Source organism: Pseudomonas sp. Sample_24, from assembly GCF_004307605.1.
Taxonomy (GTDB): Bacteria; Pseudomonadota; Gammaproteobacteria; order Pseudomonadales; family Pseudomonadaceae; genus Aquipseudomonas.
In genome coordinates, this window is record NZ_RCNW01000435.1 from 1 (window position 1) to 5,795 (window position 5,795).

6 protein-coding genes and 1 pseudogene are annotated in these 5,795 nt (G+C 58.2%); 3 read left to right on the top strand and 4 right to left on the bottom strand.

Going from position 1 to position 5,795, the window contains the following annotated elements:
- The coding region (locus D8V06_RS25465; protein ID WP_130932054.1) for an efflux RND transporter permease subunit at positions 1-336 on the top strand (336 nt) is incomplete at its 5' end.
- Between the two features lie 368 nt (positions 337-704).
- Positions 705-899: a hypothetical protein gene (locus D8V06_RS25470; RefSeq protein WP_130932055.1), complete on the top strand. Its 195-nt coding sequence runs from the start codon at positions 705-707 to the stop codon at positions 897-899.
- Between the two features lie 65 nt (positions 900-964).
- Here D8V06_RS25470 and D8V06_RS25475 read toward each other — a convergent pair whose 3' ends face one another.
- The 3 genes from D8V06_RS25475 to plsB all read right to left on the bottom strand — a co-directional run bounded on the left by D8V06_RS25475 (position 965) and on the right by plsB (position 5,118).
- On the bottom strand, positions 965-1,654 hold the full coding sequence (locus tag D8V06_RS25475) for a DUF4197 domain-containing protein (protein WP_056856263.1): 690 nt from the start codon (positions 1,652-1,654) through the stop codon (positions 965-967).
- 182 nt (positions 1,655-1,836) lie between these two features.
- On the bottom strand, positions 1,837-2,472 hold the full coding sequence (locus tag D8V06_RS25480; protein ID WP_056856262.1) for a hypothetical protein: 636 nt from the start codon (positions 2,470-2,472) through the stop codon (positions 1,837-1,839).
- A 153-nt stretch (positions 2,473-2,625) separates the two neighbouring features.
- The gene (gene plsB / locus D8V06_RS25485) at positions 2,626-5,118 is read right to left on the bottom strand and encodes a glycerol-3-phosphate 1-O-acyltransferase PlsB (protein WP_130932056.1); all 2,493 of its coding nucleotides are present in this window, start codon (positions 5,116-5,118) and stop codon (positions 2,626-2,628) included.
- A 165-nt stretch (positions 5,119-5,283) separates the two neighbouring features.
- Between plsB and D8V06_RS25490 the strand changes: the two genes are divergently transcribed.
- The gene (locus D8V06_RS25490; RefSeq protein ID WP_007954750.1) at positions 5,284-5,493 is read left to right on the top strand and encodes a cold-shock protein; all 210 of its coding nucleotides are present in this window, start codon (positions 5,284-5,286) and stop codon (positions 5,491-5,493) included.
- A 111-nt stretch (positions 5,494-5,604) separates the two neighbouring features.
- Here D8V06_RS25490 and D8V06_RS25495 read toward each other — a convergent pair.
- Positions 5,605-5,795, bottom strand: a pseudogene (locus D8V06_RS25495) (hypothetical protein); the annotation flags it as partial.

Genomic DNA, 5,795 nt, shown 5'->3' on the forward strand with positions numbered 1-5,795 from the left:
CAGCCGTTCGGGTTTGTGGCGATGCTCGGGACCATCGCCTTGTCCGGGATGATCATGCGGAACTCGGTGATTCTGGTCGATCAGATCGAGCAGGATATCGCTGCCGGGCTCAAGCCTTGGCAGGCGATCATCGAGGCGACGGTGCGGCGGTTCCGGCCGATTGTGCTGACGGCGCTGGCGGCGGTGTTGGCGATGATTCCGTTGTCGCGCAGTGTGTTTTTCGGGCCGATGGCGGTGGCGATCATGGGGGGGTTGATTGTGGCGACGGCGTTGACGTTGCTGTTTTTGCCGGCGCTTTATGCGGCTTGGTTCAGGGTTCGCAAGGAGTCGGTTTGATGGTTTGAACGTGGCGGCCTTAGGGCCGACCAGGCTGTTGGTTGTTTTTGGTGTATATCCGTTGCTTCGGTAACGGCCGCTTATGGTTCCGCTTTTACAGCGGGTTACTTTGAAAAGCGCAAAGTAACCAAACGCTCTTGCCCCTGTCGTTCGGTGCCTCGCCTAGGCTCGGCATGCCCTCGCTCCGGTCCTGCTCCGTGGGCCCGCCGCCATCGGCCATCCATGGCCGGCGGCGGCTAACCCGGCATCCATGCCGGGTTGCCCACTACGCAGAACCTCCACTCGGCCTCTCGAGGGGGCGCCCAGATCAAGAGCGGCAGGCGAGCTAACGCTCGGCCTGTGGAGTGGTGAGGGGCAACAGCGGTTGTATGGTGTTCTGCTTTTGCTCTTCTGTGGGAGCCAGCCTGCTGGCGATGACGGCCTGCCAGCCGACTAATCTCTACCAGTTATCATCCATCCTGACCGGCCCGACTTGTAATCTGGTACTCGGTATTCAACAGATGATTGTCCTGGCGCAGCTTTCAGTGGGCGAGGTGCTGGATCAGCTCGATCCGCAGCAGTAGAAAAGGAAAAGCCCGCGGACCTTCACAGGTTCAGCGGGCTTTTCTTGTGTGCTGTCAGCCAGGAATTACAAAGTGCCGAACACTTTTTTGGCCAAACTGGTCGCCGCCGCCGCCGGGTTCTGGCGCAGGGCTTCTTCCTGTTTGCCGATCATTTCAAACAGGCCATTCAATGCCTGTTCGGTCACGTAGCTTTCGATGTTGGCGTTCTTGGTATCGATCACGCCCATGGTCGCGGCCTGGCCGGCAAATGAGTTGTATTGCTTGGCCAAACCCACCTGGTCAGTGGCTTGCTTGACGATGGGCAGAAACTTGGCGCGGATTTGTTCGCGGCTGGTTTTGTTCAGGTATTGGGTGGCCGAATCGTTGCCGCCACTGAGAATGCCCTTGGCGTCCGCCACGGACATTTTTTTCACCGCATCCACGAGTATGGGCTGGGCTTGGGTCACAGCGGTTTCAGCCGCTTTGTTCATGCTGGTTTCCAGTTGATCGACCTGATCGCCCATGCCGAACTGTTTCATTTTGCTGGCAACCTTGCCCAGCTTGCCCGGCAGTTCGATTTTCACCTCCGGGTTGTTACTGAAGCCGCCCGGCGTACCGAGTTGCTTCACGGCCAATTGCGCGCCTTGGGTCAAGGCGTCCTTGAGGCCGCCGGTGGCGTCCTGCTGCGACAGGTCAGAGAGTGACAAGGCCATCGCATTGGCGCCGATCATCAAACTGGCACACAGGGCGGCGAAGCGAAGGGTAGGGCGGAACATTGGGGATGCTTCCTTCAGTAGATTAAATTCACAATCAACGCCAGCTCGATTTGTTCGCGGCGCGAAGCGTCGAGCTGCATGGCATGATGGTCGATTCGTGTTGCAAAGGCGCCAGCAGCAAACTGGCGCTTGAATCCGGTCGTCGCGAAGTTTACGTCAAGCGTTGTTGTGAACGGTTGGAATCAGTCGCCGAAAATTGGCGTCTGTTCGATTTGCGGCTGCAGAATCAATTTCCCCGGCTTAAGACCCAGAGCCAGCACCTTCTGACCATAGCCTTCGAACGAGCCGATCAATGCATATTCCTGGCCTGGCCAAATCTTGAACGGGTTATATTTCAAGTAGATGGGCGTGGTCTGTGCGGTCAACCCCACGGCTTCATCGATGACAGCCCCTGGCTGGCCATCGTCGTTCAACTCAACCAACTTCACGAACAACTTTGAGTCGGCAGGATAACCAATTTGAGGCATCCACGATTTGAACACAGCGATGTGGCTCACGGTGCTCAAGTAAATATCGGTATCGTGATCGCCTCCTCCCCACCAGAACGTCTGATCCAGATCCAACAGCAACTGCGAGTCCAGAAAAGAGATTTTTACATTGATGGAGAAGCGGCTGCCGACCTCGTTCACTTCGGAGTCGATCACAACCGGGAAGTTGATGGGGAGTGTCGATGAAAGATGGTTGCTACCCCACTGACTGTGAAGTTTTGGTGCATTCCTGTCGCTGATGTCCTGTACTTTGATGCTGATTTCGCAACCTGGCAGAAGTTCAAATCGGGGGGGGAAATGCAGGAGCGTGTTGATAGTGTGTTGGGTCATGATGATTTCCTTATCAAATGAATTCGTCGTAAATGACGAGCGCTGAGCTTATCTCCTGAACATTCAAGTGTTATGTAGGAAGCGTTCGCTAGTAGTCAGCGAATTGTTAACGGGACAGATCAGAAGCGTCCTTGCTTCTGTCGCATTGAGACGTCAGACCTGTTCGACAAGATCCGCCGCATCTTCGCTGCGATGCAACGCCACCTGACGGATCGACAAGCGAATCTCCGCCGGCAATACGCGTTTAGCCGCGCCTTCGGCCAATTCGCCAAGCAGTTCGTGATAGCTCAGCTTGCCGGCTTCATCGCGCTTGAGCACGTCGAGGTCGAGCAGGGTCTGGATGAAGTGGCGGAACAGGCTCTTGTCGAAGAACTCCGGAGCGTTCAGGCCATGCAGGATCGACAGGCGCTGGGCCATGACCGTGCACAGGTCTTCCAGTTCTTCGGCGCTGATGCTGTTCTGGCCACTGTTGAGCAGCAGGGAGACGGTCATGTAGAAACGCTGCAAAGTCTGGGCGATGCTTTTCGACAACAGCGTCAGTAACACAAAATGCCGCGAACTCGGTGCCGGGCGCAGATACACGTCGTTCTCGAAACGCAACAGGCCTTGCTCAACGAACGCTTGCAGCCATTGATCGATCACCGCATCCAGCTCATCCAGCGGCCAGCGAATGAACAGCTCCGATTGCAGGTACGGATACAACGCTCGGGTGTAGCGCAGGATCTGTTCGCGGCTCATGCGCGAAGTGCTCTGGAAGAAGCTGGCCAGCAACGCCGGCAGCGCAAAAATGTGCAGCACGTTATTTCGGTAGTACGTCATCAGGACAGCATTCTGCTCGTCCAGGTACAGAATCTTGCCCAACGCATCGCTCTGCTCGGACAGCAGGTCCATGGCCTTGACGTGCTCGATCAGCGCGCGGCCGTCGCCTTCCGGCAATGTGGTGTGCGACGAGTAAGGCACTTTGCGCAACAGCGCCAGATACAGGTCCAGCACCCGCGCCATGGCGCGATCGTCCAAGGCCAGGCGGCTGGTGGACAGCAGCGCCAGCGCGACGAGGTTCACCGGATTGATCGCCGCCGCTTCGTTCAGATGCTGTGCGACTTTCTCGCCGAGGCGGTTGGTGGTTTCGTTGAGCCACGCCGGTTTGAACTGCGGGCCGAGGTCCTGCTGGCGCCAGTCGGGTTGTTCGCTGTCGAGGAATTCCGCCAGTTTGATCGGCTCGCCGAAGTTCACCGCCACTTGGCCGAAGCGCTGTTTGAGCGCGCCGATGACTTTGAAAATATCGAAGATCGATTCTTTCTTTTTGCTTGCACCGCGCAACTCGCCCAGATAGGTCCGACCTTCCAGCACCCGCTCATAGCCGATATACACCGGCACGAACACGATGGGCATGCGCGAAGAGCGCAGGAAACTGCGCAGGGTGATGGCGAGCATTCCGGTTTTCGGTTGCAGCATGCGCCCGGTGCGCGAACGGCCGCCCTCGACAAAGTATTCCACCGGGAAACCCTTGGTGAACAAGGTATGCAGGTACTCGTTGAACACCGAAGTGTAAAGCGGGTTGCCCTTGAACGTGCGCCGCATGAAAAACGCGCCGCCACGTCGCAGCAGGCTGCCGATCACCGGCATGTTGAGGTTGATTCCGGCGGCAATGTGCGGTGGCGTCAGGCCGTTGCGGAACAGCAGGTACGAGAGCAGCAGGTAGTCGATGTGGCTGCGGTGGCACGGCACGTAGATCACTTCGTGACCCTGGGCGACCTTCTGCACGCCTTCGATGTGGTTGACCTTGATGCCGTCGTAGATCTTGTTCCAGAACCAGCTCAGCACCACTTCAAGGAAGCGGATGGCGGTGTAGGTGTAGTCCGAAGCAATCTCGTTGCCGTAGCGCAGGGCCTGGGCCTTGGCTTTCTCCGGTGAGATGTTCTCGCGCTCGGCTTCATCGAGGATTGCCTGCTTGACCAAGGGCTGATTGACCAGACCCTTGACCAGATTGCGCCGGTGGGAGATGTCCGGGCCGATCACGGCAGCCTTCAGGTTGCGAAAGTGCACCCGCAGAATGCGCTGGGCCATGCGCACAGTACGCTCGTGGCCCTTGTTGTGGTCGATCAGTTCGCGCAGGTGGATGGGCGCGGAAAACTGTACGCGGGTTTTGCGCCCCAGCACGATGATGCTCAACAACCGACGCAGGCGTCCGGTAACGGCCCAGCTATCGGCGAACAGAAGTTTCCATGGACTGTTCTCGCTGTCCGGCGACTGGCCCCAGAACACGCTTACCGGAATGATCTGCGCGTCTTCGGCGGCGTTCTGGCTCAGGGCACTGACCAGGCGAGTCAAGGTGGGTGGCGCACCGCGCTTGTCCTGGCGGCCGAGCCAGTCGGGATCAGGCGTCAGGTAGAAAAACGCCGCCGGCTCGATCAATGAACCGACCGACACCGGCAGCACCGGACGCGGCAGCCCGGCTTTGCTGCACTCGGTGTCGACCACGGCCAGATCGGTCAGCGAAGGATTTTGCAGGACGTAGAACACCGGACGACTGCGGTCGAGGTTGAGGGTGAACGACGACTGGTTGATCGTCTCCGAGCGGACCCAGAGGTACAACAGGCGGCGCAAGGTGCCAAACACAAGACGGCGGAACGGGGAACGGGTCATACGGCTTCTGCGTGAGTGAGTAAAACCAAGCAATTGCTCGGGAGGGCCGTAGTGTGCCGGATTCGTCGAAAATCGGCAAAAAAGCAGTCAACCATTCTGTAGTTGAGAGTTTTTGTGTCTGTCATATACTCGGCCGCTCAAAATAAAAACAAAGGGGGTACTGACATGGCAACGCGCGAAACCGGCAACGTGAAGTGGTTCAACGACGCCAAGGGTTACGGCTTTATTCAGCGCGAAGACGGGGTGGACGTGTTCGTGCATTACCGCGCGATTCGCGGTGAAGGCCACCGCTCGCTGACTGAAGGCCAGCAGGTCGAGTACGCGGTGGTGGAAGGGCAGAAGGGGTTGCAGGCTGAGGATGTTGTAGGCCTGTGATGATCGTTCCCACGCTCTGCGTGGGAATGCCTCAACGGACGCTCTGCGTCCGCTTTGGGACGCGGAGCGTCCCGGGCTGCATTCCCACGCAGAGCATGGGAACGGGCGGAATCAGGCGGTTTTCCAGGTGATCTCTTCTTCACCATCGGCGCTGATGCGAATCCAGCGATCCGCCGTTTCCTCACCTTCTTCCTCGACCCAAGTCCCCGGCGCGCAACGCACTTCGACGTTCAGTGCGGCAAATGCGGCGCGGGCGCAGGCGATGTCGTCGTCCCATGGGGTCTGGTCGCTTTCCAGGTACA

Coding starts and splice junctions, on each gene's coding strand:
- D8V06_RS25470 (WP_130932055.1), top strand. CDS start 705: ATGGTGTTCTGCTTTTGCTCTTCTGTGGGAGCCAGCCTGCTGGCGATG.
- D8V06_RS25475 (WP_056856263.1), bottom strand. CDS start 1,654: ATGTTCCGCCCTACCCTTCGCTTCGCCGCCCTGTGTGCCAGTTTGATG.
- D8V06_RS25480 (WP_056856262.1), bottom strand. CDS start 2,472: ATGACCCAACACACTATCAACACGCTCCTGCATTTCCCCCCCCGATTT.
- plsB (WP_130932056.1), bottom strand. CDS start 5,118: ATGACCCGTTCCCCGTTCCGCCGTCTTGTGTTTGGCACCTTGCGCCGC.
- D8V06_RS25490 (WP_007954750.1), top strand. CDS start 5,284: ATGGCAACGCGCGAAACCGGCAACGTGAAGTGGTTCAACGACGCCAAG.